The organism is Ereboglobus luteus (assembly GCF_003096195.1).
In the GTDB taxonomy this organism is placed as follows: domain Bacteria; phylum Verrucomicrobiota; class Verrucomicrobiia; order Opitutales; family Opitutaceae; genus Ereboglobus; species Ereboglobus luteus.
Map to the genome: position 1 here is coordinate 3,102,955 of NZ_CP023004.1, position 24,206 is coordinate 3,127,160.

Sequence of the window (24,206 nt, forward strand, 5' to 3'; positions counted from 1 at the left end):
GAATAGCTGATCAATTTTCCTCTGTCTCTGTGTATCTCCGTGTTCTCCTTGGTTAATTATTGGTTTGTTTTTTCGGCGAGTTCTTCGAGGGGGTAGGTGATGATTTCGGCGATGGTGGGATGATACCAGGGAGCGCGAAGCATGTCGTGGACTGTCGCGCGCATTATGAGCGGGGTGCTGAAGATGTGAATCAGCTCGCCGGCGTCGCGGCCCACGATTTCGGCGCCGAGGATGCGGCCGCGTTTTGGGTCGGCGAGGACTTTTACGTAGCCGGCGTTGGCGTCCATGAGGATGGTTTTGCCGTGGTCGTTGTAGGGATAGCTGGCGGCGATGAAGGGGATTTTTTTTGCGCGGAGTTGGCTTTCGAGCAGACCGATGGTGGCGAGCGCGGGGTCGGTGAAGACGACGTTGAGGAGGTGCGCCGAGGAAAGGATTGCGGGGATCCGCGGCGGGCGGGTTGACGGGAGAAATGCGTGGCGGGCGGCGAGTTCGCCTTGGGCGATGGCGAGGTGCACGATGTCGTTGGGACCGCAGACATCGCCGCCGGCGTAGATGTGCGGCGTGGTGGTTTGCTGGTGGCGGTTGGCGCGGATGCGGCCGGCGGGTGTGAGACGGACGCCGGCGGCGGCGAGATTGAGGCCGGCGGTGTTGGGTTCGCGTCCGAGTGCGTTGAAGAGGTGGGCGGCTTCGCGGGCGACGCTTTTTGTGGCGCCGTTGTGCGTGTGCGCGAAGGTTACGCGGACGCCACGTTTTGTCTGCGCGATTTTTTCTATGCGAGTGTGGGTAAAGAGTTCGACGCCTTCGTCGCGGAGCGCCTGTTGAATGACGGCGCTGGCCTCGGGGGAGTGGTCGCGGAGGATGTTGGGGCTGCGCTGGATGAGCGTCACGCGGACGCCGAGGCGGCGGAGGTATTGCGTGAGTTCGACGGCGATGATGCCGCCGCCGAGGACGATCACGCTTTTGGGGATGAAGTTGAGGTCGAGGACGTCGTCGCTTGTCCAGTGCGGGGTGTCGGCGAGGCCGTGTATTGGTGGAGTGGATACGCGCGAGCCGGTGGCGATGAGGATTTTTTTTGCGGAGATCCGGGTGCGTTTGTCGTCGTTGAGTTCGACGGTGTGCGGGTCGATGAATCGGGCGTTTGCGCGGTAGAGGTCGTATTTGCCGGAGTTCATGGCGCGCGCGCGGTAGTCGGCGAACTCGGCGATGATTTTTTTCTTCCGCGCGTGCATGGCGCGGATATCCGGGCGCGCGACGGGGATGTGGAGGCCGAAGGTTTTGCCTTTTTGCGCGAGGTGCAGGACCTCGGTCATCCAGAGGAGGGTTTTCGAGGGCATGCATCCGCGAAGAATGCACAGGCCGCCGAGTTCGCGCGCGCCGTCAACGATGGCGACGCGTTTGCCGAATTCGTCGCGCGCGACTCGCGCTGCGTTAAAACCGGCGGAGCCGCCGCCGAGGACGAGAAGGTCGTAGGGTTTGGTGGGCATGTGAAAAAGGTTTGGTGGCGTTAAATTTCAGGCAGGGGAGCGGCGGAAGGGTGATGAGTGAATGGTGACGGGTGAAAACGGGAGAAGTGCGCTTTTTCTTCACTCTTTATTTTTCAGGTTTCACTCTTCCGCGCAGCGGTTCAGGCGCAAATGGAGGCTTGGATTTCGCGGGCCTTTTCGGGGGTGGTGAGTTTTTTGACGAGCACCAGTCCGAAGTCGATCGCGGTGCCGGCGCCGCGCGAGGTGATGATGTTGGCGTCAACAACAACGCGTTCTTGCATGAGCGCGGTGGGGAGTTCGTTGAGGACGGATGTGTGGCAGGTGTAGCGGAGGCCGGCGAGGAGGCCCGCGTCGTTGAGGACGGTGGGCGCGGCGCAGATGGCGGCGAGCCAGCGGCCGGCCCCGGCGTGGGCGCGCACGAGCGCGGAGACGCGCGGGTCGGCGCGGAGGAGTTTTACTCCGGGGCCGCCGGGGATTAATAGCATGTCGTGTAGTTTTTCCGGGTTTGCGGAAAGTGTGGCGTCGGCTTGGATTGTGATGCCGTTGCGGCCGTTTACGGAGAGGGTTTCCGTGAGCGAGGCGGTGGTGACCTCGACTCCGGCGCGGCGGAGCATGTCGATGGGGGCGATGGCTTCGAGTTCCTCAAAACCTTCCGGCAATAGTGCAAGGACTGTTGGCATGATATGGGAAGAGTGAAGTGTGAAAATGAAAGGAGTCAGAATACAGGATTCGGGAGATGAAGAATTATATGTTGAAAAATGAGACTACACAGAATGAGTGCGGTTGCACTCGGAAAGTTTGGTGGGGGCGGCGCGGGACGGGATGCGCAAAAAAGCCGAGCAGGGGCTCGGCTTTCCCGGGACGCGGGTGTGTTTTGGCCTTGTTTTACGAGACCGCCTGCGAGTTGGCCTCGATGAACTCGCGGATCACTTCCATGCGTTTGCGCTGGCGTGTTTCCTCGTCGATCTCGGCGCGCGAGCGCAGGGCCTCGTTTTGCGCCATGGCTTTTCGCATTTTCATGAGGGCGGAGTTTTGCAACTGCCGGATGCGTTCGCGCGTTATGCGGAATTTTTTGCCGATTTCCTCAAGCGTCATTTCGACGGCGTCTCCGAGGCCGAAGCGCAGTTTGATGATTTCGGCTTCGCGCGGGTCGAGCGAGTCGATCATGTTGCGAAGATCAATGCTGAGATTGCGCGCGCGCAGGCTGTCAAACGGGTTCGCGGTGTTTTCATCGCCAATGAGTTCTCCAAGGGGCGCCGAATCGCTCTCACTGCCGACGGGTGCGTCGAGCGAGCTTGGGCGGGCGCTGACGGACTTGAGGTGCGTAACCTTGGCGGTCGGAATCTGGAGTTCGGCGGCGAGTTCCTCGTCGGTCGGCTCGCGTCCGAGCTCCTCGCTGAGCGCATGGGCGGCGCGGCGCAATTTCGAGATTTTTTCGACGAGATGGACGGGCAGGCGGATCGTTTTGCTTTGGTTGGCGAGGGCGCGCTTGATCGATTGTTTGATCCACCACGCGGCGTAGGTGGAGAGTTTTCCGCCCTTGTCTGGGTCAAAGCGTTCGACGGCCTTGATGAGGCCGATGTTGCCCTCGCTGATGAGGTCGAGGAAGGGGAGGCCGAAATCCTTGTAATCGCGGGCGATTCTCACGACGAGGCGGAGGTTGGCCTTGATCATGTGGTCGCGGGCCTCCTTGTCGCCGCGGAGAATGCGGCGGGCGAGGGCGGTTTCCTCCTCCAGGGTGAGGAGCGGCGTCCTGCCGATTTCCTGCAAGTAGAGTTGCAGGTTGCTTCGTCCGGCGGGCTCGGACTCGACGGCGGCGGCCTCGTATTTTTCAAGAAACGACGGCGGCGCATCCGGCGACGGCATGCGGTTTGGCGCGAAGGGGAGTGCGATTGTCAGTTCGGTTTCATCATGCTGTGCATGTGTGTTTTCTTGGTATGTTTGATTGAACATGGGCTGCATTTCTACTTGTGTTTGAATGCTTTTGTGGGCGTGTCGCTGATGTTGTTCGATTTCAAAATGGGCAAAAAATTGTTAATAAATAGCGATTTGGCAGGCGTTTATATTTTATTTACAATTTCGCAGGCAAAACCGAAGCCCCCGGCTCGGAAACCCAACAAAAATCGTGTGTGAGGGCGTGCGGCGTGCGCTACGAACACCACGGCGGCAACCAAAACCACACGTTCCCGAGGCAAACACACCCGAAAATGCGGGGCGCTCGTTTTTAGGCTCAATGTATTTGCATGGCGGGCTTTCAGCCTTCAATTATTCCGAGAATTCATGACCAGCCTTTCAACCGAACTTTTTGTCATTTTCCTTTTGTTGCTGGCCAACGGCTTTTTTGCGCTCTCGGAGATTGCAGTCGTCTCGGCCCGCAAGGCTCGCCTGAAGCAGCTCGCCGACGAGGGTAAGACGCGCGCCGCGGTCGCGCTCGCCACGGCGATCTCGCCGACCCGCTTTCTGTCCACCGTGCAAATCGGAATCACGCTGATCGGTTACACGAATGTCGCATTCAGTAGCGAGACCGTCGGCAAAAAACTGGATGTGTTGCTGGCGCAGGTGTCGTGGATGCCGGCGTTCACGCGGGAAATCGCCATCGCGCTGGTTGTTGTTGTGCTGACGCTGAGCACGGTTGTCCTGGGCGAACTGGTGCCGAAACGAATCGCCCTTGCGTATCCCGAGCGCATCGCGATGTGGACGGCGCCCATCCTCAACAAGCTCGCCGCCGTGGTCTCGCCGCTTGTCGCGTTGCTGTCATATTTGACCGAGGGATTTCTGCGCATTTTCGGACTAAACAAGGCGCCGAAGGACTCGCCTGTCTCGGACGAGGAAGTCAACATACTCATCGAGCAGGGATTGCACGCGGGCGTGTTTAACAAGGCCGAGCAGGAAATGGTGGAAGGCGTGCTCGAACTCGACCAGATGGCCGTGACCGCGATCATGACGCCCCGCCCGAAGATTGTTTTTCTCAACCTCGACGACACCGAGGAGGTGAACTGGCGCAAAATCGTGGCGAGCGGCCATTCGTATTTTCCCGTTTACCAAGGCAGCCGCGATCATGTGCTCGGCATGGTTGCCGTGAAGGCGCTCTGGGCGCATTCGGCGATCGGGTTAAAAACCAATTTGAAGGACCTGCTCGTTTCGCCGCTGGTGGTGCCGGAGACGATGATGGCAATGCACCTCCTGGAGTCGTTCAAGAAGACCGGCAAGCACATCGCGCTTATAACCGACGAGTTCGGCGCGATCCAGGGGCTCGTCACGCTCATTGACGTGCTCGAGGCGATTGTCGGCGACCTGCCCGCGCAGGACAGCCGCGAGGCGCCCGCATCGAAACAGCGCGAGGACGGTTCGTGGCTGATCGACGCCACGCTGACCACGGGGGACTTAAAATCGCTGCTCAACATCGACGAGCTTCCCCACGAGGAGGAGGCGGATTTTCAAACGCTCGGCGGTTTTATGGTGACGAATTTCGGACGCATTCCAGCGTCCGGGGACTTCTTTGAATACGCGGGCTGGCGCTTCGAAATCGTGGACATGGACCGCCACCGCGTGGACAAGGTGCTCGTGAGCAAAACGAAAACGGACGCGCCCGACGAGACGACGAAGTAACACGTAGCGCATTCAGCAATATCGTGATTCACTTGAGAACACAAATGGCATCTCGTGATTCGTCAAAATACAGACACCCTGCGCGGTTGCTGCTGATTATATTGTCATGTTTTTTGTATGCCGGATGCGCGTCCAGCACTTCCAAAGAGAAGCCTGAACCGTGGAGTGGTTTGGCTCGCAAAATTGACGTTCCTCGTGAGGAGTTGGAGGCAATTGCCAATGATGCCACCAAAGCGCATGATCTTGTGGCACGTGGGATGCGCAAAGAAGAGGATGGGGGTATTACTGTGCTTTTGGCGGAATCGCGAATAGCGCCTGGAGTAATGCTCGTATTCTACAAAAAAACGAATGAGGGGTGGGTCGTGGATAAAAACGGTTTTTTTCTGGGGAATATCACAATGAAAAAATGGCCGAAAGTAAGCCGCAAGAATTGGTGAGACGAGATTTGCAGCGCAGGTTGCCAAACCTGCTTCAATAGATGCGTAGGGGCGTCGCGAGCGACGCCCCTACGAGAGTAATTTTGTCATGGGCTGCGAGCTCAGTTGCTTGCCGGGGCTGATGGACCAGCCGACCTGGAAGTCGGCCGCGGGAACCATTTTGCCGTATGGGCGTTGCAGGCGGTGAATGCGGAGGATGCCGTCGGCAGTGGCGATGTGGATGATGCTGGTGTCAGAGGGGAGGATGGTGCCGGGCGGGAGCGGATCTGCCGTGCCAGCCAGGCCGCCGGCTCCCCACATCAGGGTATTGCCAAATGACACACAACTAACCTTGCCCTTGTAACCCGACAGTATGCTCATCCATGTGGGAATGGTCCATTCCACACTATCTGCCTGGCCGAATTTTATCGGGTAGGTGCCGTTGATTTCGACGCTGCACGCGGGCCACGGATAAAGGCCGTTGATGCGGGCGGCGAGCACGGCGGCGGGGACGTTGAAGTCGAGCGCGCCGTCTGCCTTGTCAAGGCGCCGGCAAAAGGTGGCGTCCGCCTCGTTTTGTTCGGTGAACTGAAGCTCGCCGGTTGCTAGTCGGGGAAGCGCGCGGGCGATGAGTGGGACGCAGGCGGCGGCGAGTTTTTGCTCCACGTCGAGCGCCGTATCCAGATTTTCGATACGCACGCGCTCAACGTCGGCGACGGGGCCGGCGTCGAGTTTTCGGACGATGCGCATGAGCGAGACGCCGGTTTCGCGCTCGCCGCACGCGATGGCCGTCTGGATCGGCGAGGCGCCGCGATACTTGGGGAGCAGCGAGGTGTGGAGGTTGAGCGTGCCGAGGCGGGGCGTGTTGATGAAGTCGTCGCGCAGGATGTGCCCGTAGGCCATGACGAGCGAGAGGTCGGGCTCGAGCGCGGCGAGTTCGGCGCGGGTTTCGTCGGTGAGTTTTTCCGGCTGGTGCACGGGGATGCCGCGCTCGAGCGCCCACGTTTTTATGGCGTTGGGCCGGATTTTCATGCCGCGCCCCGAGGGGCGGTCGGGTTGCGTGTAAACAGCGACGATGCGCGCGTGCTGTGCGCCGTCGGCACCGGCAATCCAGTTGAGGAGCGGCAGCGCGATCGGGTCGGAACCCATGAAAACAAGGCGGAGCATGGAGAAGGGGAAGAGTGAATGGTGAAGAGTGAAAGAACGGCACTGCGGCCGGGATTGTGGCTTGTGCGTTCGACAATTTAAGCCGCTGTGAGTAATCAGTCCTCGATTGTTTCGAAAGGTTGAAAATCGTCGTCATCTCCGCCGGGAGTTTCGTCGACGGGCGAGTTTTTACGGAGGCGGGCGAGATGCGCGCGTTTTTCGTCGCTGTATTTGCCGACGCGCTCGGGGTCGATTTTTTTGCCGACGAGGTCGAAATAAACGGGGCAGCCGTGGAGATCGAATTCGTTGATGACGCCGGCTTCCAGGTAGCGGCGGTAATTTTCGGCGAGGTTTCCCTCGCGGTTGCAGAAAATTTTTATCCGGAAGGGGTGATTGCTGGTTTGCGTGGCGTAGTAGATGCGGAAGCGGCGGCCGGCGACGGCGGGCGGCGGTGTGCGCTCGGCGAGGTGGACGATGAGTTTGTTGAGTCGCGCGGTGGGGATTTTTTTATCGAGGACACGGTGGAGTTTCACGGCGCTATTCAACATGCGCGACACTTCGTAGCCGCTCATGGCTGAGACAAAGATGAGGGGCGCGCCGGGCGTGAAGTAGAGCTGCTCAAAAACAGCCTTCTCGTATTTCTCGCGGTATTCGCGCTCGTTTTTGAAACCGCGCAGGGCGGTGGAGGCGGTCGTGCCGTCGGCGAAAGCCTTGTGCACGAGATCCCATTTGTTGACGACGACGATGATGGGTTTGTGCTCCTTGATGGCTTCGCCGGCGATGGCCTTGTCCTGCTGGGTGACGCCTTCCATGGCGTCGAGGACCACAAAGACGACGTCGGTTTCCTTGATCGAGTCGAGCGAGCGGAGGCGCGAAAAATATTCGACGGGCGATGCGAGCTTGGTCGCGGCCTTGATGCCGGCGGTGTCGATGAGGCGGAATGGGTGGAGTTTTTTGTCGCGTCCCCGGAATTGGAAATCGTGGGTGACCGCGTCGCGCGTGGTGCCGGGCACGTCGCTGACGATGAGGCGGTCGGAGCGGAGGAGTCGGTTTGAGAGCGAGGATTTGCCGACGTTGGGGCGCCCGATGAAACAGACGCAGAGCGGGCGCGGCGCGTCCTCTTGTGTTTCAACTGCCTCGGCGGTGTCGCTGGCGTCGAGGTGATTTTTAATCGCGGTGCGAAGATCGGTTTCGCCGCGTCCATGCTCGGCGGAGATGAAGAGGGGCTCGCCGAGGCCGAGTCGGTAGGCTTCGGCGATGTCGATTTTTTCCTCGCCGAAATCGGCCTTGTTTACGACGAGGAGCACGGGCTTTTTGCCTTTGCGCAGCTCGGCGGCGATGCGTGTGTCGAGCGCTGTGAGGCCTTCGAGTCCGTCGACGACAAAGAGGATGAGCGTGGCCGTGTCGATGGCGAAGGAGACCTGCTTTTCGGACGCGGCGATGAGTTGCGCGGGCGTCTCTCCGCCCTTGAGCCCGAGTCCGCCGGTGTCCTGGAGCGTGTAGTCGCCGTCGGCGATGCGCGTAGCGACGACGTCGCGCGTGATGCCGGGCTTGTCGTGGACAATGGAAATGCGCTTGCGAGCGAGCCTGTTGAAGAGGCGGCTTTTGCCGACATTGGGACGACCTACGATGACAACGGAGCGGGACATGGAAAAAAAGGAGTCAGGATTCAGAATACAGGAGACAAAAGGGCGCTGCCGCGCCGAAAATTTTTTAATGATGAGATTTGGTTTGAGACACTGGCGATCCGGCTCTCCGGCCTTTGGCTTTCCGACTCAGCCTTTCAGCCGTTCAGTTCTTCAGCCTTTCCCACGCTACGCTCCAGCCTGGGTGTCGAAGGTTACTTTGTTTAGGTTGTTCTGCTTGAGATCGTCGATCAGCGAAATGATTTTCTGGTAGGGCACGTTGCCGTCGGCGCGGATACGGATGACGATGTTTGCCGGGTTTGCGCCAATGGCCTTGAGGCGGGTGCGGAGTTCGGTGAGCGTGACCAGTTGTTGATCGATGAAGTAGTCGCCTTGTTCGCGGATGGTGACGGCGATGAATTGGGTTTTCGGATCGGGCTTCAGGCCTTCGGATGGAGATTGGATGGGCAGGTTTACGGGAATGGTTTGCTCCTGATTGATCAGGGGCGTGGCGATCATGAAGATGATCAGAAGCGTGAAGCCGAGGTCGATCAGGTTGGTGACGTTCAACTCTGCGATCGGGTGCGACTGGCGCGGGCGTCTGACAAAACGGGACATTGTGGTGGAAGTTCTGAAGTTCTGAAAACCTGAATGCTGAATTTCGGAACTTCGTCGGTGTGAGATTTGTAGTGTTTGGGATGATTTTTTCAGCCTTCAGGCCTTCAGGTTTTCAGGCTTTTCCCCTTACTGTGATTCGAGTTCGATGCGGTCGGAGAGGGAGCTGGCGAAGTTTTCGAGCTCGGTGATGAGGCGTTTGTTGTTTGAGAAAAGATAATTGTAGCCGAACATCGAGGGGATCGCGACCACGAGGCCGGCGACCGTGGTGAGGAGCGCGGAGGAGACGCCCGGCGCGAGTGTCTGGATGCTCGCGGTTTGCTGCACGGAAACGGCGCTGAAAGATTCCATGACGCCCCAGACGGTGCCGAGCAGCCCGAGGAAGGGCGCGCCGGACACGATCGAGGCGAGAAACACCATGCTCGACTCGTAGTTGAGGATCTGGCGCGAGAGGGCGCGCTGGAGGGCGTTTTCGGTGTGCTCGAGACGGTATTGTTTTGTGTCGATTCCCTTGGCCTTGCCTATTTCGGCGGCGCGCCAGTAGGCGTTGATTGCGTCGGCGAAAAGGTCGCCGTAGGGGATCGAGCGTTTGTTGCGGTAGGACTCGGGGAGATCGAGCAGCGAGCGCTGGTCGCGGAGGTGCTGGTCGAAGGCGAGATTGAGCCGGCGGAGTTGCGCGAGGTCGTTGCGTTTGCCGATCATCACGGCCCATGCGATGATGCTGGCCACGGCGAGCCCGCACACGATGACCTTGCCGACAAGATCGCAGCGCATGAACACATCAACAACGGAAATACTTGCCAGAATCGAATACATGAACGTGAAAACAATGAAAATGGTTTGAGCTTTGGAAAACGAAGGATGAAGCGTTGCGTTTTTTAGGGGTGGGCATCAACAGGAAAAGGGCGTTTGTGCGCGGTTTTTCTTTGCGGGAGGCGGAATGCGTGCGGGGTTTTTCGCGCGAAGGCGGATTGGGCGCATTTTCGATGTTGCGCCGCGCGCCCGCCGATTGCACACAGACAGGTTCATTTTTTCACTCATGAGTCTCGACACGCCCAAGCCACAATCCATCAACGGCGCCGCTTTCAAGGTCGGCATCGTAGCCGCGCGCTTCAACGGCGTGCTCGTCGATGCGCTTCTGCATCAGGCATACGAGACGCTCGTCAGCGCCGGCGTTAAGGAAAAAAACATCCGCATTCACCGCGTGCCCGGCTCGAACGAGGCGCCCTCCGCCGTGCAACTGCTCGCCGCCTCGCAAAAGCCCGATGTTCTCATCGCGCTCGGCGTGCTCATCCGCGGCGACACCATCCATTATGAAGTGATCGCCGACGCCTCCGCGCACGCACTCCAGCGGGTCGCGCTCGACACGCGCACGCCGGTCATCAACGGCATTATTGTCGCCGAAAACCAGCAGCAGGCAAAAACGCGCTGCCTCGGCAAGATTGCGCGCGGCAGCGAGTTCGCGCACACCGCGCTCGAAATGGCCGCGTTGAAGAAAACCCTTTCCGCAAAAAAATGAACCACGGTAAAAAAGGCATCTTTGCCCAGCGCCGCGACGGCCGCGTCGCCGCCATGCAGTTTCTCTACGCCTGGAGCCTCAACACGCCCGCGAACCTCGCGCAGGACCTGCACGTGTTTTTCCAATCGCAACAAAACCCCCGCGAGCATTACGCGTTTGGCGAGGAGCTCATCAATGGCGTTATCGAAAACCTCGGCGAGATCGATGCCCGCATCAAGGAGTTCGCGCACAACTGGGAGTTCGACCGCATCGCGCGCATCGACCTCGCGATCTTGCGCATGGCGATTTTCGAGATGACGCACCGCAAGGACATCCCGCCCATCGTCTCCATCAACGAGGCCATCGACCTCTCGAAACAATTTTCCACGCACGATTCAAAACGCTTCATCAACGGCATCCTCGACCGGCTTAAAGACCAGCTCGGACGCGACGCCCGAAAAGCCGGGTGATTTTGAAAGGCTGAAAGACTGAAGGGCTGAAAGGCTGAAAAAGAAAATCAAAGGCCGGAGCGCCAGAACGCCGGATTCCGCCCCTTTCCGCATCTTAAATTTGAATCTTCAACCTAAAACACTCACCGGCGCGGCAGCGCCCTCCTGAATCCTGTATTCTGACTCCTGACTCCTTCTGCCTTCAGTCTTTCAGCCCTTTTCTTATTTTCATGTTTGGTTTATTTAAAAAATTCAAAGACGGCCTTTCGAAAACCGTCACGGCCATTGCCTCGAAAACAGCCGCGCTTTTTGGCGGCAAACCAATCGACGCCTCATCGCTGGAAACGCTGGAGGAGGCGCTTTACACGGCGGACTTCGGAGTCGAGACAACCGAGGAAATTTTGCAGGAAATTCAGTCCGCCTACAAAAAGGACAAGACGCTCCGCGGACAGCAGGCGGCCGAAATCGGCGCGGCGGTTTTGCGCCGTGTGCTCGCCGGCTCCGAGGGACGCCTTGAGGACACGCCGCCGTCCACCGCCGACGACGGCGCGCCGAATCCCACGGTCATCGCCATGATCGGCGTCAACGGCTCCGGCAAAACCACCACGTCGGCCAAGCTCGCGTGGCGCTTGCGCGAAGACAACAAAACCGTCGTGCTCGCCGCGTGCGACACCTTCCGCGCCGCCGCCGTTGAGCAGCTCAAAACCTGGGCCGCGCGTCTTGAGCTCGACATCGTCGCGAGCCACACCGGCGCCGATTCCGCGGCCGTAGCCTATGACGCATGGCAGGCGGCGAAGGCGCGCAAGCGCGACGTCCTCATCGTCGATACCGCCGGGCGCCTCCACACCAAGGCGAATCTCATGGAGGAACTTGCGAAAATCCGCCGCGTGCTCCAGAAAAACGACCCGTCCGCGCCGCAACATCGCTGGCTTGTTGTCGATGGCAGCCTCGGTTCCAATTCGATCCAGCAGGCGAAAGTTTTCCATGAAAGTTTCAACCTCACCGGCCTCGTGCTCACGAAACTTGACGGCACCAGCCGCGGCGGCGCGATTGTGGGAATCTACCGCCAGCTCAAGCTCCCCATCTATTTCCTCGGTTTCGGCGAGCAACCCGAAGACCTCCAGCCCTTCTCAATCGACAACTACGTGAACGCAGTCTTCGGCTTGGAGAATGGGAATTAAGCCATCGCGCGTCCAGCGTCAGGAACAGAAAACCTTGCGCAGGTGATCTTGATAGCGGGCGATGTCGGTTTCGATATCGGGCTGCTTGATGACGTCGTTGCACATGAAGGTGGGCAGTGGCGACATGCCGAGGAATTGGTTGGCCTTGTGAACGGGCAAATACACGCCGTCCACGCCCACTCCCCCGAAAAATTGCGCGGGATCATCAAATGCCTCCACGGGCGCGTTCCAAGTCACGGAGAGCATGTAGTGCTTATTTTTGACGAGTCCTCCGGAACCGTATTTGGCGTCGGAGTGACGGCTGCGCCCGTCGCTTGCGTAGAGCTTGCCGTGCCCGGCGGTGAATATGTCGTCGATGTATTTTTTGATGATCCACGGCGGCCCCATCCACCAGCCGGGCATTTGGTAAATGAGCGAGTCGGCCCACAAGATTTTGCCGACCTCGGCCTCGATATCGTAGCCCTGATCGACATGGGTGACTTGGATATCGTGCCCGTTCGCGCGAAGGAACGTCTCCGCGACTTCCGTGAGCGTATTGTTCAGCCGGCCTTCGGAATGCGCAAATCGCTTTGCGCCGTTGATAATAAGTATGTGCGACATGGGTGTTGGTGTGATTTGAGTTTGTGATGCTGATGCGAGCGATTGAAGTGGGAAAAACGTAACCGCAGATGAACACAGATTGACGCAGATTTAAACCGGCAATCTCAAACAGCCAATCCGTTTGCCCGCTTTGGAATGTGCAAAGATTGCACGTTGCTTTTCCCGGAGCGTTCTCCTGCTCGTCATTTGTTCCTTTTCACGATTTGCGCACGTTCGGGATTATAGCGGTAATCTTCAATGCTACCGTCTTTCAGTTTTTCGATGGCCTCCTCAATCACGGAAAATGGAACGAGGAACCATTCACGCGGCTCAATATTCGTCCCAAAGCGATCCTTCAATTCCACATCTAGACGTGCGCTGGCAAAAAACTTATGAAGCAATGCTTCCAGTTTTTCCCTATTGATGTTTGCCAGCTTAAAAGTGGCCACGATCTCTACGTCCGCCAAAAGGTAAGTTGGATCCTTCTTGGCGTTTGCGATGCGGTTTTTTACATCGCCGCCAGTGACGCCAATTTTGTGCAGCACGTTGCGATTTTGAGCGACGAAGGGATGATCGGATTTGCTTCGCAATACATAAACACAGCCGGTTGCGACGTCGTCCTCCTCTGTTTGATCAGAGAAAAGCGGGCCATGATCAGGTTTTGTGATACGTCTGCTTGTTTTGTCCTTGTTCAAAGCACGTTGAAGTGAACGGACGAGGAGGTCGCTTTCGGTGCCATTGTCGTATATTACACGGAGGCGGCGGTCGGGACGTCCGTAGTCATTCACAAACGATGCTCCCACGCTCGCGACCAGTATCTTTTGTCCATCGAGGATAAACATGTCTCCCTGATTAACCTCGGCGTTGTCTTGATATTTGAGGGTTTGTCGAGAGCCATCGGTTAACTCTTGCTGCACCTTCTCAAACATGGGTTTGAAGTGGTCGAAATCCGCGCAGAGGGTGCGCCGAGCAACCTCCTCAGCGGCTTTGATTTCTTCACGAGAACGCACATGCACAAGTTGGCTGATTTCACTCTGTTGCCCGTCCACTCCCAGCGATTCCAGCAAGGCCGCATCACTTGAATCCTCGTTTACGCAACAAGCCTCGGGTTCATTTTTTTTTCCGAGCAGCCCGTGTTTGTCCAAGGGTTCCAAAATTCCGAGACACTCTACTGAGTCGCGAATGCGTTCCAACCTCACGGCATAGAGCCGTTCAAATATATCTCGATCTTCGCCATGTTGGGGCAGGCGTCCGTGCGCTTCGAAAAAGTGTTCGATTTCCTCGAAACCTGCGATGATACGTTGTTCCTTTGGAGTGCGTCCACTGGCGGGCTCGGACTCGACTTCCACACCGAGTTTGTCCAGTAACTCAAGATCGTCGTTTGTGATGCGTTCAGCCATTGTCGTTTTCCTTCACTTTTCTTTGCAGGAATGCGATGCCCTCGGCCATTCGTTTTTCCCACGGATCCATGGCGGAAAGCGAGGGGAGGCGACCTTTCTCATGTTTGAAGCGCAGGGCGCGTTTTGCGAGGTCACGCGCTTCTTCAAGCGTCAAAGTGGAGCGACGTCCGACGATGATTTGTTCAACCTGTTTCAGCCGTTCCTCTGTCATTGATTTCGCGAGGATCGCATAAGCCTCGCCAAAAGGGTTGATGCGGTCAATCAAATCAATGTCGAGCTCCGTTACCGAAAGGGCAAACTTACGAACGCCGTCAATGAGCGCGGTATTTTTTGACTCGTGAGTGTTTTCATCAGCCAACGCTTTTTTGGCCTGCTGCACAAAATTGAGCGCGGCGATAGCGTGTTGCCGCACGGCCTCCTGATCTTCGTCGGCAAGCAACGGATATTTCTCTTTCACGATTTTTCCCATGCGCACTTGGGTAAGCTCCTCCGGCACGAGTTCATGGTCAAACATGCCGCGTTCGATGGCCTGTTTATCCTGGACGAAAGTGGTGATGAGTTCGTTCAAATCTTCCTGAACAATCCGTGTGGCTTCGGGGCTCTTGGGCTCCACAAGTCCCTTGATTTCCATTTGGATTTTTCCCGTTTCGGGATTCACGCCCACGTTACACTTGTTGGGATCATAACCGCCCTCGCCATAGTCGAAGCCGGAAGTCGGTGCATTATTTGGATTCTTGGGTTTGAACTCAAATCGCGGAGCCAGCACTTGTTCCATCAACAGACTTGCGGCGATGGCTTTGAGTGTGTCGTTGATCGCTTCAGCGACCGCGCTTTCTGTGGCGTCGGGTTCGGCGATGAGATTGGTGAAGCGGGCGCGAGCCTTGCCGGGAGCGTCGCGCGTGGCTCGCCCGATGATTTGCACGATCTCGGTAAGGCTCGAACGGTAACCGACAGTCAGCGCATGTTCGCACCAAATCCAGTCAAAGCCTTCCTTGGCCATGCCGAGCGCGATGATGATGTCCACGTGCTCGCGGTTATCCTTCTGCGCGGGGTCGCGAAGAGATGCTAGCACCTTGTCGCGTTTGGCCGGTTCGTCGTCCACGAGGTCCGCAATTTTGATCACCTTGCCGGCGGCGGTCTTCACGCGTTGAAATCCGGTTTGTAGATCGGTGCCTTGCCATTCGCCGAGCTCCTCGATGATGTGCTCCACTTCGCGAACCTTATCCTTCGTGCTCTCCTTTGAATTCACGTTGGGGATGTGCACGATGGTTTTTTCATCCGGATTCAACACTTTGAGAATCTCATCGGTATAGCTGCCAGCGTAGAAATAGTAACCGATGTCAAGTTGTTTGAGATATTCGTAACCGTTGAGTTGCTCGTAGTAGGTGTAAGTGACGGTGTCGAACTTGGCTTCGTCGTCGGGGTGCAGCACGGCCTCGGCGTCGCCTCGGAAGTAAGAGCCGGTCATCGCCACGATGTGGGCTTTGTCGCGAGCCATGAACTGGCGGATATGGTCGCCGAGACGATTGTCGGGATTTGCCGAAACGTGGTGAAACTCGTCCACCGCAACCAAACGGTCGTCGAAAACCTCCACCCCGAAACGTTCGACCGCGAAGCGAAAGGTTGCGTGGGTGCAGACCATCGTCTTGTCGGAACTCTCCAAAAACTTCTTCACCGCCTCAACTTTGCCACCGTCGGTTCCTGGTGCGTCACACAGGTTCCATCTGGGTTCGACTTTCCAGTCCGCCCAAAAACCGTGCTGGCTTAGCGGTTCATCGCGAAAGCTCGCTCCGATGGTTCGTTCGGGCACGACGATGACCGCCTGCTTGATTTTTTGATTTTGAAGCTTGTCGAGCGCGATGAACATGAGCGCGCGACTTTTGCCTGATGCCGGCGGCGATTTGATAAGCAGATATTGTTCGCCTCGTTTTTGGTAGGCGCGCTCTTGCATCGGGCGCATGCCGAGTTCGTTGGACTTCATCGAACGCCCGTTGCGGGCGTAGGTGACTGAAACGGAAGGAATGTTTTCTTTCATGATCGTATTGCAATGGTTCCAAATAATCGTCCGCTTTGCATCTCGTTGAACCAGTCGATATGCTTACCATAAGCATCTTTAAAGTCATCGTGTTCGAAAGCTTCTAGTGCCCATGTATCATTCTGCCGCTCAAAGGTCAGTATCTTACCATCATAGGCTCCGTAACCGTGTTGCTCTGGGGTCGGTAGCGTCAATTTTTCCATGGCATTATTTCCAAAACGCAAGGATCGTTGAATTATTACACCATCAGGAGTGCGCATCCGCAACTCTCCCAACAAGCTGTTCTTAGTCGGATTGGAAACTTCATTTAATCCTAAATGGATATGCGACCCTCTGGGCAAATCAAACTGGTTTCCAGGCCTATGATTACCGCGATTCTTGGTTACGTATCCCACATCTACCCAAAACAACTTTCGAGTTATCTTCTCAGGTTTGTTGCGTGGAACCACTACCGGCGCAGTAGCCTTCGTCCATAGATTCTCATATTCGTTGATAATGTTGTCAAAGGGAACCGACTCCTCCCAAAGTTGCTCTAAGATTGAAACGACTGCTATTCCTTCGGCTGACTGGCTTCGTTCATAATTAATTAAGCATCCCGCCTCAATACCGCTTGTAAGCCCGAGACCGGAGAGATTTCCAGAGCCAACTAGCTGTTCGCTAGGCTTTCCCAGCCCGTCCACCGCAACAACCGTCTTGAGATGGAAGCTTTTTCGGGGCGTGAAAGATTGGGATTTCACAACATGGGCACCGTCATATATCCGAATCTCACTATTCTGAGCCAGCTCTGCCATCTTACGAATAGCCGTTGGATGACTGCGCCCGTAATCAATACCAAAGATCCAACGACAATGCTGGATACTTTTGAAGCAATCTTTGAGCCCATGCATCTGTGCGGCTCCTGAGTCTGTGACATATGCGAAGGCAGCAATTAGCGACTGTGGATTTTGAGAAAGCATGTTCCGCCAATATGCTAACGCTGGCGTGCCTTCAGGAACTTGAATAAATGATTTCATGGATGCTTTATTCTTTGTTTTCATAATTTCTAAAAAGAATTTCTAGTCTCTCACTATCATTCTTGAACTTGCGGCCAATATAGATTCGTTCAACAACCTCATCATTTGCTTCGTGAGCAAATTTAAGGTTTTTCGGCATTTGATCTGGGTCGTAGAGATCGGCTATTGTCGCTGGATAATGTGATTCACGCGCTAACAATATATTTTCAGCGCAACAGGTGAGTTCTTTTTTGTTTATTTCCGTTAGTCGAGGAACAGGAAATGTATTCCATCCTAATGTGTTCGAATAGCGAAAATCCGTTTTCATTTTCCCGCATACAGTGCCGATCCAGACGATATGCATGCGTGACATAATTAATGACATATTCCACAGAGGCGCATCATAAATAGCGAACAACAGGTCGCTGACAATCACGTCCGCGTTGAGAAGATCGACTGGCAAATAAGGTCTCTTTTCTGACGAAACCTTCGCAATGGCAAGAGAGTGTTTTTTCGCTGTGCCGGCTATTTGAACGAAGCGATGCGGTTTCTGTGCATAGGCGCGAGTAGAAGAGGCGCTACTTTTGAGGCGAAACTCCCGAACACGCTTTAGGACAGTAGATAAAAAAGGATGTCGTTCAGCATACTCTCTCTGATTGTCCTCGATCCAAACGCACCAACGAGGTTTGCCTTGAATCATTTGTTCAGAACCTAAGTAGGGACGGATAAAGGCAGATATTTCAGGATGAGTTTTGAGAACCACATCTCTTTCCGAAGTCGAAAGGATGAAACTACCTCCATCCCGAGGCATGTTTCCAAAAAGCATGGGGGCGAGATTAGAGATCGGGATTCGGCATTGCTTAATTTCTACATGACTACCAGCTACAAGATAAGCATTAATGTGATCTGTCCGTTTTTCCACGATATTATTATCACTATCGCTTGAGTAAATACGCTTATCCGTCGAATTTCGTTGTGAAAGCCCAACGATTACAACGATAACTCCAGCATTGTGTGTTGCTAGGTTCGCCCACTTAAACGAAGTGTATGCAAAAGCGATTTTGACACCCTTCGCAAACAGAAGGGGCCAAAGCATCGGAACTTGGAGTCCCTGACATATAGAGTTGGTCGCAACGAAAGCACTATCACTCGGAGAATACTTGCTAAATTCAGCTGCTTTCATGAACCAGCCCGATACGTAGTCTAGTGATTTCCAATTGTCAGTGTCTGGCCCAAAAATATCCTTCAAGTCCTCCTTTTGCTCGCTGGATTGCCATTTGCTTCCCAAGTAAGGCGGGTTCCCGCAAATATACGTTTCACCGCCTTCGTTTTCAAAATCAATCTCGGCTTGCTCGAGCGGCGTTTCGAACAAATCATCGGCACGGAGTTTCACACCTTTGTTTGTGGGCGGGCAGACGGAAAGCCAATCGAGGCGCAGGGCGTTGCCGCGAGTGATCCAGTTGGCGGCTTCGAGCGGGAGGAACTCGGCAAGGGCGAGTTGTTGTCCTCGATGGAGCACGTCGCATTGATACTTGGCGATGATGAGGGCGAGGCGGGCGATTTCGCAGGAGAAGTGGCGGATCTCGATGCCGCGAAAGTTGGTGAGCGGAATGTCGGATTTGCGCTCGCGCTCGCCACGTCGCTCGTTGATGACGGCTTCGATGGAACGCATTTCTTTGTAGGCAATGACGAGAAAATTGCCCGAACCGCACGCGGGGTCGAAGACGCGGATGCGGGCGATGCGCTGGCGGAGGTTGAGGAGTTTGCGCGCATTGTCCCCGGCCTCGTCGAGGCGGGCGCGGAGATCGTCGAGAAAGAGCGGATTGAGAACCTTGAGGATGTTGGGCACGCTGGTGTAGTGCATGCCGAGCGCGCCGCGTTCTTCGTCGTCCGCTACGGCCTGAATCATGGAGCCGAAGATGTCGGGATTGATCTTTGTCCAGTCAAGGTTACCGATATGGAGAAGGTAGGAACGGGCGATTTTGGAAAAACGCGGCACCTCCACGCTGTCGGAAAACATGCCGCCGTTTACGTAAGGGAAGCTGTTCGCCCAGCTCTTGATGCCTGCCGCCTCGCGACACTTATTCCGAACGGGGGTGTTCATCGCGCGAAATAACTCGGAAATCACCTCGTGGGTATTGGAGGAGTCTCGTGCGCTCATCTGATCAATCGTTGCGGTGAAGAGCTGTTCACCGTGAAAAATGGAGGTATCCTCGGCAAAGAAGCAGAAAATCAGCCGCGCCATGAAGTGGTTGAGATCGGCGCGCCGAGCCTCGGTGTCCCAGTCGGGATTCTCCTTGAGCAACTCAATATAAAGGCGGTTCAGGCGACCGGTGGCCTTGATATCAAAAGCGTTTTCGCTGATCTGCCGGACGGTGGTAATGCCGGCAAGCGGAAGAAAAAAACCGAAATGGTCGTGAAAATCGGGGTAGGCGCAGGCGACGGTGCTACCATCGACGAGATTCTCGGCCTGAAATTCGGAGCCGTCGGTCGCGAGAATAAACTTGGCCTTTTGCGCGGTGGTCTTCGGGCTTCCGCGCAAGGTTGCAAGCGTGGCAGGCACTTCACCGACAGCGCAGGTTTTGATGTGAATGTTATTTCGCTGAAGGACGCCGCCGATGTCGGACTGGTTGGTGTTGCCAGTGCGAAGTCGGCGGATCGTGGTTTCCTTGTTTCCGAAAGCTTCGAGGAAGGCATAAGGAAACTCGCCGATGTCAAATGGGGCTTCGGCGAGACGGGACACTGCTTCTTCGATTTCAACGGCATTCATATTTTCAACCTTTATGCGCGATGGATCCAAAAAGACCGCCTTTGATGATGCTCGAAGAATGAGGTTTCATGCCGCTATTATTTTGTGGATCTAATAATCTTGAGCATTCGCTCAATCGATAAACCGCTTCGTCAGATTCTCATACGCGTCGATGCGGCGGTCGCGGAGGAAGGGCCAGTGGGTGCGGGTTACGTCCACTTTGTCGAGATCGACGGGGACTAGGAGGATTTCTTCTTTGTTGGTGCTCGCTTTCGCCAGGATTTGGCCGCTGGTGCCGGCCACGAAACTTTGGCCCCAGAACTCGATGCCGTCTCCGCCGACACCGTCGATCACTTCGTGGCCGATGCGGTTGATTGAGGCGACGTAGCAGCCGTTGGCCACCGCGTGCGAGCGCTGGATCGTCTCCCACGCGCCGTGCTGGTTGATGCCGTATTCGGCTTTTTCTGACGGGTGCCAGCCGATGGCGGTCGGGTAGAAGAGTATTTCGGCGCCTTGCATGGCCGTGAGTCGCGCGCCTTCGGGATACCATTGGTCCCAACAAATGAGGACGCCGATTTTGCCGTAGCGGGTTTCCCAGGCGCGGAAACCGGTGTCGCCGGGCGTGAAGTAGAATTTTTCGTAGAAGAGCGGGTCGTCGGGAATGTGCATCTTGCGGTAGATGCCGAGGAGCGAGCCGTCGGCGTCGATGATGACCGCGGTGTTGTGGTAAAGGCCGGAGGCGCGTTTTTCAAAGAGCGAGGCGACGATTACGACGGCGTGTTTTTTGGCGAGTTTCTGGAACGCCTTGGTTGTGGGGCCGTCGATGGGCTCGGCGAGCTTAAAATAGTCGTGGTTCTCGCTCTGGCAAAAATACTGCGAGCGGAAGAGTTCCTGCGTGCAGATGATTTTCGCGCCTTTGCGGGCGGCCTGCTCGGCGAGGGCGAGCGTTTTTTTGAGGTTCGCCGCGGGGCTGGCGACACAGGCGTGCTGGAGGAGTCCGAGTGTGACTTTCATGAGGAAAAATTAGGAAGTAGAAATTAGGAATTAGGAAGTAGAAAACGGAGGTGTTTCCCGGCTACACGATCAACACCTGGTCGCCCGCGCGCACTTGGTCGTAGAGGTCTATTATGTCGAGGTTGCGCATCACGATGCAGCCAGCGCTTTGCGGCGTGCCGATGAGGTCCTCGCGGTTCGTGCCGTGGATGTAGATGTAGCGATCGTGGCTGTCCACGTCGCCGCCGAGGTTCACGCCCGGCTCGAGTCCGCGCAGCCAGAGTATGCGCGTGGTGACGAGCGCGGTCGTGGCGGCACCGGCTTCCCTCGCGGCGGGTTCGCTGAAATGAAAACCCGTCGGGCGGCGCGCTTTGAAAACCATTCCCGGCGGCTGGCCCGCGCCGATGCGCTCGGCGATTTCATGCAGGCCGCGCGGTGTGCCGAGCGAGTTCTTGATGTTTGAGGGCGGGCGTTTTGACGTGGAAATCGTGTAGCCGCGCACGAGCGCGCCGGCGCGAAAGAACTGCATTGTCTGCGTGTCGATGCGCACGAGCAAAATTCGTTCTGCGGGCTTGATGCCAAGCCGCGCGCAGTTCTTAGTTATCGTTTCCCACGTTTCCATTATCGTCTGAATAAAATGAATCCATCACTCACAGTTGGCATCGTCGGCGCGACCGGCGCGGTTGGTCAAGAACTCGTGCGTCTCATGCACGAGCGCAATTTCCCGTTCACCACGCTGAGGCTCTTCGCCTCGGCGCGTTCCGCGGGCAGGACAATCGAGCACAGCGGCAAAAAATATGTCGTTGAGGAAGCCAAGCCGGGCGTGTTCGCCGGGGTGGATCTGGCGTTTTTCGCGGCTGGCGGCTCCGTGACGCGCGCGCTGGCGGGCGACGCGGTGAAGGCCGGTTGCCTCGTGATCGACAAGAGCTCCGCGCTTCGCCAGGAGCCGGACATCCCGCTCGTGATTCCCGAAATCAACCCCGAGAAACTGCGCGCGCACAAGGGCATCATCGCCAATCCGAATTGCTCGACCGCCGTCATGCTCATGGGCCTGTGGCCGCTGCACCAGTTGTTCGGCGTGAAGCGCGTGATCATTTCGACCTACCAGTCCGTGTCCGGCACGGGCGCGGAGGCGGTGCGCGAGCTCGAGGACCAAGTGCAGGCGCATGTGGCGAAGCAGCCGCTCGTGAAAAAAGTTTATCCGTATCAAATCGCGTTCAACTGCATCCCGCACATCGACACCTTCGACGACACCGGCTACACCGGCGAGGAGACGAAGATGGCGATGGAGAGCCGCAAGATCATGGGCCTGCCCGGGCTGAAAGTCTCGGCGACGACCGTGCGCGTGCCGGTGGTGCGCGCGCATTCGATTTCCGTGTGCGCGGAGTTTGAGCGTTCCGTTGATGTCGAGAAGGCTCGCGCGGCGGTGGCGGCGTTCCCGGGCGCGGAGCTCGTCGATGATCCGGCGAACAAGAAATATCCGACGCCGGTTGATTTTGCGGAAAAAGTGAAATGCGGCGTGGGTCGCATCCGCAAGGACACCGCGTTTGAAAACGGCCTTTCGTTCTGGGTGAGCGGCGACAATCTCTGGAAAGGCGCCGCGCTCAACGCCGTGCAAAACGCCGAGCTGATGATCCGCGAAAACCTGCTCAAGCCGCAACAAGGCTGAGCGCGGGACATTGCGCGGCACGGCCGGCTCCCCGTATATCAAAGACAGCTCCCCAAGCGTTCCATGTGCGCTTTCCGGACAGCAAATCCGGTGCGCTCATTCGACGTGACTGTCCGAGACCTTGAAGTTTTTCAAATAAGCGAGCAGTTTGCTGCGCAAAAACGAACTGTCCCGTTGGTCGACAGTCGTAAAATGCACGTCGACCCAAATCCCGCCGGAAACACAACTGGCACGCATATTCACATTGCGCGTTCGTTTGTCGCCAGTCTTCAAATCGTAGAGCATCACATCCCAGTTGCGGGTTTTTTGGCAATCAGTGTCCCCTATAACCGTGAAGCCCTCGCCCGACAGTGTGGCCCGCGTTTCGTCCCACAGCGTTTTCACATTTGCATAATGGTAATCGGATGCCGGCCTAAGCCAGGCGATTACTTTAATGTCCTCACCTGAGTCTTGAAACAGGAAAAATTCAGTTTTTATATGAGTTTTCCTTTTCTGCAGTAACAGGGATTTTGTTTTTATAAACAGGCTGCCTGGTGTTTCAGCGGGAGCGTTTATTATCACGCCTTGTTTTGTATATTTCAAATGAAAGCCCCTTGCCTCGGCAACATTCACTTGCAGTGTGTTGATATAATCAATGAGAGCCTTGCGCATGTCAGCGCGTTGCGATGCGATTCCCATGGAGGAAAGCCTCAAGTCTATCCACGTGCCGTCTTCCAGCAGGTTTGCCCTTAGTGTTACCTGCAATGTGTTTTGTGTCTTAATTGGAATCTCCAATTCATGCACCATTACGTCCCATTCTTTGATTTTGAGATATTCTAAGTTTTTGGCCTGTTTTGGAGTATCCTTTTTCCACAGATCCCTGGCCGTTTTATACTTGAATTTGTATATTGGTGAAAACCAGCCCGACATGATCACATTCGCAACCATGTCCCTGCCGATAAAATATCCGGGGTCGCCGCGTCCTATGGCTAAAGCCCCGGGGGTGGCCTTGTAATTTTTTGAGGGCAGCAGGAGGCTGACTCGGCTGATGTCCGGATTTCCGATCACTGTGCCATGCTCGTTTTGCGTTATCTGTATCGAAGACTGTGCGCTTTCCTCCTCTTTATTTTCCGAGAGAGGCATGGAAATTTGCATGTTTTGCGCAATATTTAATATCTCGTTTAGTTCATTGCTATTATCGAGTGTCTTGATCGGAACGGTAATCATGGCCGTGTGGCCGCTGTTATATCGTATATGGATTACTCCAACTCCTTTATATTCGGCTAACCCGGCCCCTGTTATCATCGAGACGATCTTTTCCCATACCAGCACTTGATAAAGGATGATCGCATTGTCTGTTTTTAATTCATTCAGCGACACAGGCTGCTCCTTGAGGGAGGCGCTGAGCCTTTCGATGCTGGCGCTCATGTGCTCAATAAATTTCTCCTCGGTGGCCGCCCATCCGTGCTTGAGCCGATCCAGCGCAATCTTGCCGGCGTTCTCATTCTTTTCGGGGCTGATCAGATTGATCCAATACACTTTCTCGTTGGATCTGGATGTGTTCAGATTCGCCGACCAGCCCGAGGGCAGTGTGATTGTTACGAATGACCCGGTTTCAAGTTGTATTGTGTCGGCGCAGGCAAGGCCGAGGACGAGCTGCGTTAACAGGACAATGATTGTTTTTTTCATGGGACTTGGTTGGTCGCGGACTGTTTTCAGGGAATCTTGGTTCAACACGTCCGCAACCCAATACTGATGCGATCTTTGTCGGGAATCGCCGCGCTTTG

Annotated in this window: 21 protein-coding genes; 6 read left to right on the forward strand and 15 right to left on the reverse strand. The window is 56.1% G+C overall.

All coding sequences use genetic code 11. The annotated features are described in order from the left end of the window. Positions 1-56: 56 nt before the first annotated feature. From CKA38_RS11280 to CKA38_RS11290, 3 genes are all read right to left on the reverse strand, one after another. Positions 57-1,484, reverse strand: coding sequence for a dihydrolipoyl dehydrogenase family protein (locus CKA38_RS11280; RefSeq protein ID WP_108825566.1), 1,428 nt, complete (start codon positions 1,482-1,484; stop codon positions 57-59). A gap of 140 nt (positions 1,485-1,624) precedes the next feature. Next, positions 1,625-2,164, reverse strand: coding sequence for a DJ-1 family glyoxalase III (locus CKA38_RS11285; RefSeq protein WP_108825567.1), 540 nt, complete (start codon positions 2,162-2,164; stop codon positions 1,625-1,627). Positions 2,165-2,369: 205 nt separating this feature from the next. Beyond that, entirely contained in the window at positions 2,370-3,437 is a 1,068-nt protein-coding gene (locus CKA38_RS11290) for a sigma-70 family RNA polymerase sigma factor (RefSeq protein ID WP_236919008.1), read from the reverse strand. Positions 3,438-3,764: 327 nt separating this feature from the next. On the opposite strand from CKA38_RS11290, the gene CKA38_RS11295 reads away from it, so the two are divergent. Together CKA38_RS11295 and CKA38_RS15475 are read left to right on the forward strand one after the other, a co-directional pair. Continuing rightward, entirely contained in the window at positions 3,765-5,093 is a 1,329-nt protein-coding gene (locus CKA38_RS11295; RefSeq protein WP_108825568.1) for a hemolysin family protein, read from the forward strand. A gap of 44 nt (positions 5,094-5,137) precedes the next feature. Beyond that, a complete protein-coding gene (locus CKA38_RS15475) occupies positions 5,138-5,530 on the forward strand; it encodes a hypothetical protein (RefSeq protein WP_236919009.1) in 393 nt (130 codons plus the stop codon). A gap of 69 nt (positions 5,531-5,599) precedes the next feature. On the opposite strand, the gene fmt is transcribed toward CKA38_RS15475, so the two are convergent. The 4 genes from fmt to CKA38_RS11315 form a co-directional block, all read right to left on the reverse strand. Next, the gene (fmt, locus tag CKA38_RS11300; RefSeq protein WP_236919010.1) at positions 5,600-6,676 is read right to left on the reverse strand and encodes a methionyl-tRNA formyltransferase; all 1,077 of its coding nucleotides are present in this window, start codon (positions 6,674-6,676) and stop codon (positions 5,600-5,602) included. A 95-nt stretch (positions 6,677-6,771) separates the two neighbouring features. Continuing rightward, entirely contained in the window at positions 6,772-8,304 is a 1,533-nt protein-coding gene (gene der, locus CKA38_RS11305) for a ribosome biogenesis GTPase Der (protein ID WP_108825569.1), read from the reverse strand. 165 nt (positions 8,305-8,469) lie between these two features. Further along, entirely contained in the window at positions 8,470-8,898 is a 429-nt protein-coding gene (locus tag CKA38_RS11310; protein ID WP_108825570.1) for an ExbD/TolR family protein, read from the reverse strand. 126 nt (positions 8,899-9,024) lie between these two features. Continuing rightward, positions 9,025-9,711 carry a MotA/TolQ/ExbB proton channel family protein gene (locus tag CKA38_RS11315; RefSeq protein WP_108825571.1) on the reverse strand — a complete coding sequence of 229 codons (687 nt, stop codon included), beginning with the start codon at positions 9,709-9,711 and terminating at the stop codon, positions 9,025-9,027. Between the two features lie 223 nt (positions 9,712-9,934). On the opposite strand from CKA38_RS11315, the gene ribH reads away from it, so the two are divergent. The 3 genes from ribH to ftsY all read left to right on the forward strand — a co-directional run bounded on the left by ribH (position 9,935) and on the right by ftsY (position 12,023). After that, complete coding sequence (gene ribH, locus CKA38_RS11320; protein WP_108825572.1) at positions 9,935-10,414, forward strand: 6,7-dimethyl-8-ribityllumazine synthase; 480 nt, start codon at positions 9,935-9,937, stop codon at positions 10,412-10,414. Beyond that, on the forward strand, positions 10,411-10,863 hold the full coding sequence (nusB, locus tag CKA38_RS11325) for a transcription antitermination factor NusB (RefSeq protein ID WP_108825573.1): 453 nt from the start codon (positions 10,411-10,413) through the stop codon (positions 10,861-10,863). The genes ribH and nusB overlap by 4 nt, the downstream gene beginning before the upstream one ends. A gap of 209 nt (positions 10,864-11,072) precedes the next feature. Then, a complete protein-coding gene (gene ftsY / locus CKA38_RS11330) occupies positions 11,073-12,023 on the forward strand; it encodes a signal recognition particle-docking protein FtsY (RefSeq protein WP_108825574.1) in 951 nt (316 codons plus the stop codon). A gap of 18 nt (positions 12,024-12,041) precedes the next feature. Here the strand turns inward: ftsY and CKA38_RS11335 are convergent, their stop codons facing one another. The 7 genes from CKA38_RS11335 to CKA38_RS11365 form a co-directional block, all read right to left on the reverse strand. Further along, positions 12,042-12,623, reverse strand: coding sequence for an NAD(P)H-dependent oxidoreductase (locus CKA38_RS11335; protein WP_108825575.1), 582 nt, complete (start codon positions 12,621-12,623; stop codon positions 12,042-12,044). A 182-nt stretch (positions 12,624-12,805) separates the two neighbouring features. Further along, positions 12,806-14,002, reverse strand: a complete 1,197-nt coding sequence (locus tag CKA38_RS11340) for a GIY-YIG nuclease family protein (protein ID WP_108825576.1) — start codon at positions 14,000-14,002, stop codon at positions 12,806-12,808. Next, on the reverse strand, positions 13,995-16,037 hold the full coding sequence (locus tag CKA38_RS11345) for a DEAD/DEAH box helicase (protein ID WP_108825577.1): 2,043 nt from the start codon (positions 16,035-16,037) through the stop codon (positions 13,995-13,997). The genes CKA38_RS11340 and CKA38_RS11345 overlap by 8 nt, the downstream gene beginning before the upstream one ends. After that, positions 16,034-17,074, reverse strand: coding sequence for a hypothetical protein (locus CKA38_RS11350; protein WP_152032829.1), 1,041 nt, complete (start codon positions 17,072-17,074; stop codon positions 16,034-16,036). The genes CKA38_RS11345 and CKA38_RS11350 overlap by 4 nt, the downstream gene beginning before the upstream one ends. Then, positions 17,058-19,799, reverse strand: coding sequence for a class I SAM-dependent DNA methyltransferase (locus CKA38_RS11355; RefSeq protein ID WP_108825579.1), 2,742 nt, complete (start codon positions 19,797-19,799; stop codon positions 17,058-17,060). The genes CKA38_RS11350 and CKA38_RS11355 overlap by 17 nt, the downstream gene beginning before the upstream one ends. A 111-nt stretch (positions 19,800-19,910) precedes the next feature. Then, complete coding sequence (locus CKA38_RS11360; protein ID WP_108825580.1) at positions 19,911-20,792, reverse strand: carbon-nitrogen hydrolase; 882 nt, start codon at positions 20,790-20,792, stop codon at positions 19,911-19,913. Positions 20,793-20,853: 61 nt separating this feature from the next. Then, the gene (locus CKA38_RS11365) at positions 20,854-21,393 is read right to left on the reverse strand and encodes a L,D-transpeptidase (protein ID WP_108825581.1); all 540 of its coding nucleotides are present in this window, start codon (positions 21,391-21,393) and stop codon (positions 20,854-20,856) included. Positions 21,394-21,408: 15 nt separating this feature from the next. On the opposite strand from CKA38_RS11365, the gene CKA38_RS11370 reads away from it, so the two are divergent. Next, positions 21,409-22,440, forward strand: a complete 1,032-nt coding sequence (locus CKA38_RS11370; RefSeq protein ID WP_108825582.1) for an aspartate-semialdehyde dehydrogenase — start codon at positions 21,409-21,411, stop codon at positions 22,438-22,440. A 96-nt stretch (positions 22,441-22,536) separates the two neighbouring features. Here CKA38_RS11370 and CKA38_RS11375 read toward each other — a convergent pair whose 3' ends face one another. Then, the gene (locus CKA38_RS11375) at positions 22,537-24,108 is read right to left on the reverse strand and encodes a hypothetical protein (protein WP_108825583.1); all 1,572 of its coding nucleotides are present in this window, start codon (positions 24,106-24,108) and stop codon (positions 22,537-22,539) included. Positions 24,109-24,206: the final 98 nt, after the last annotated feature.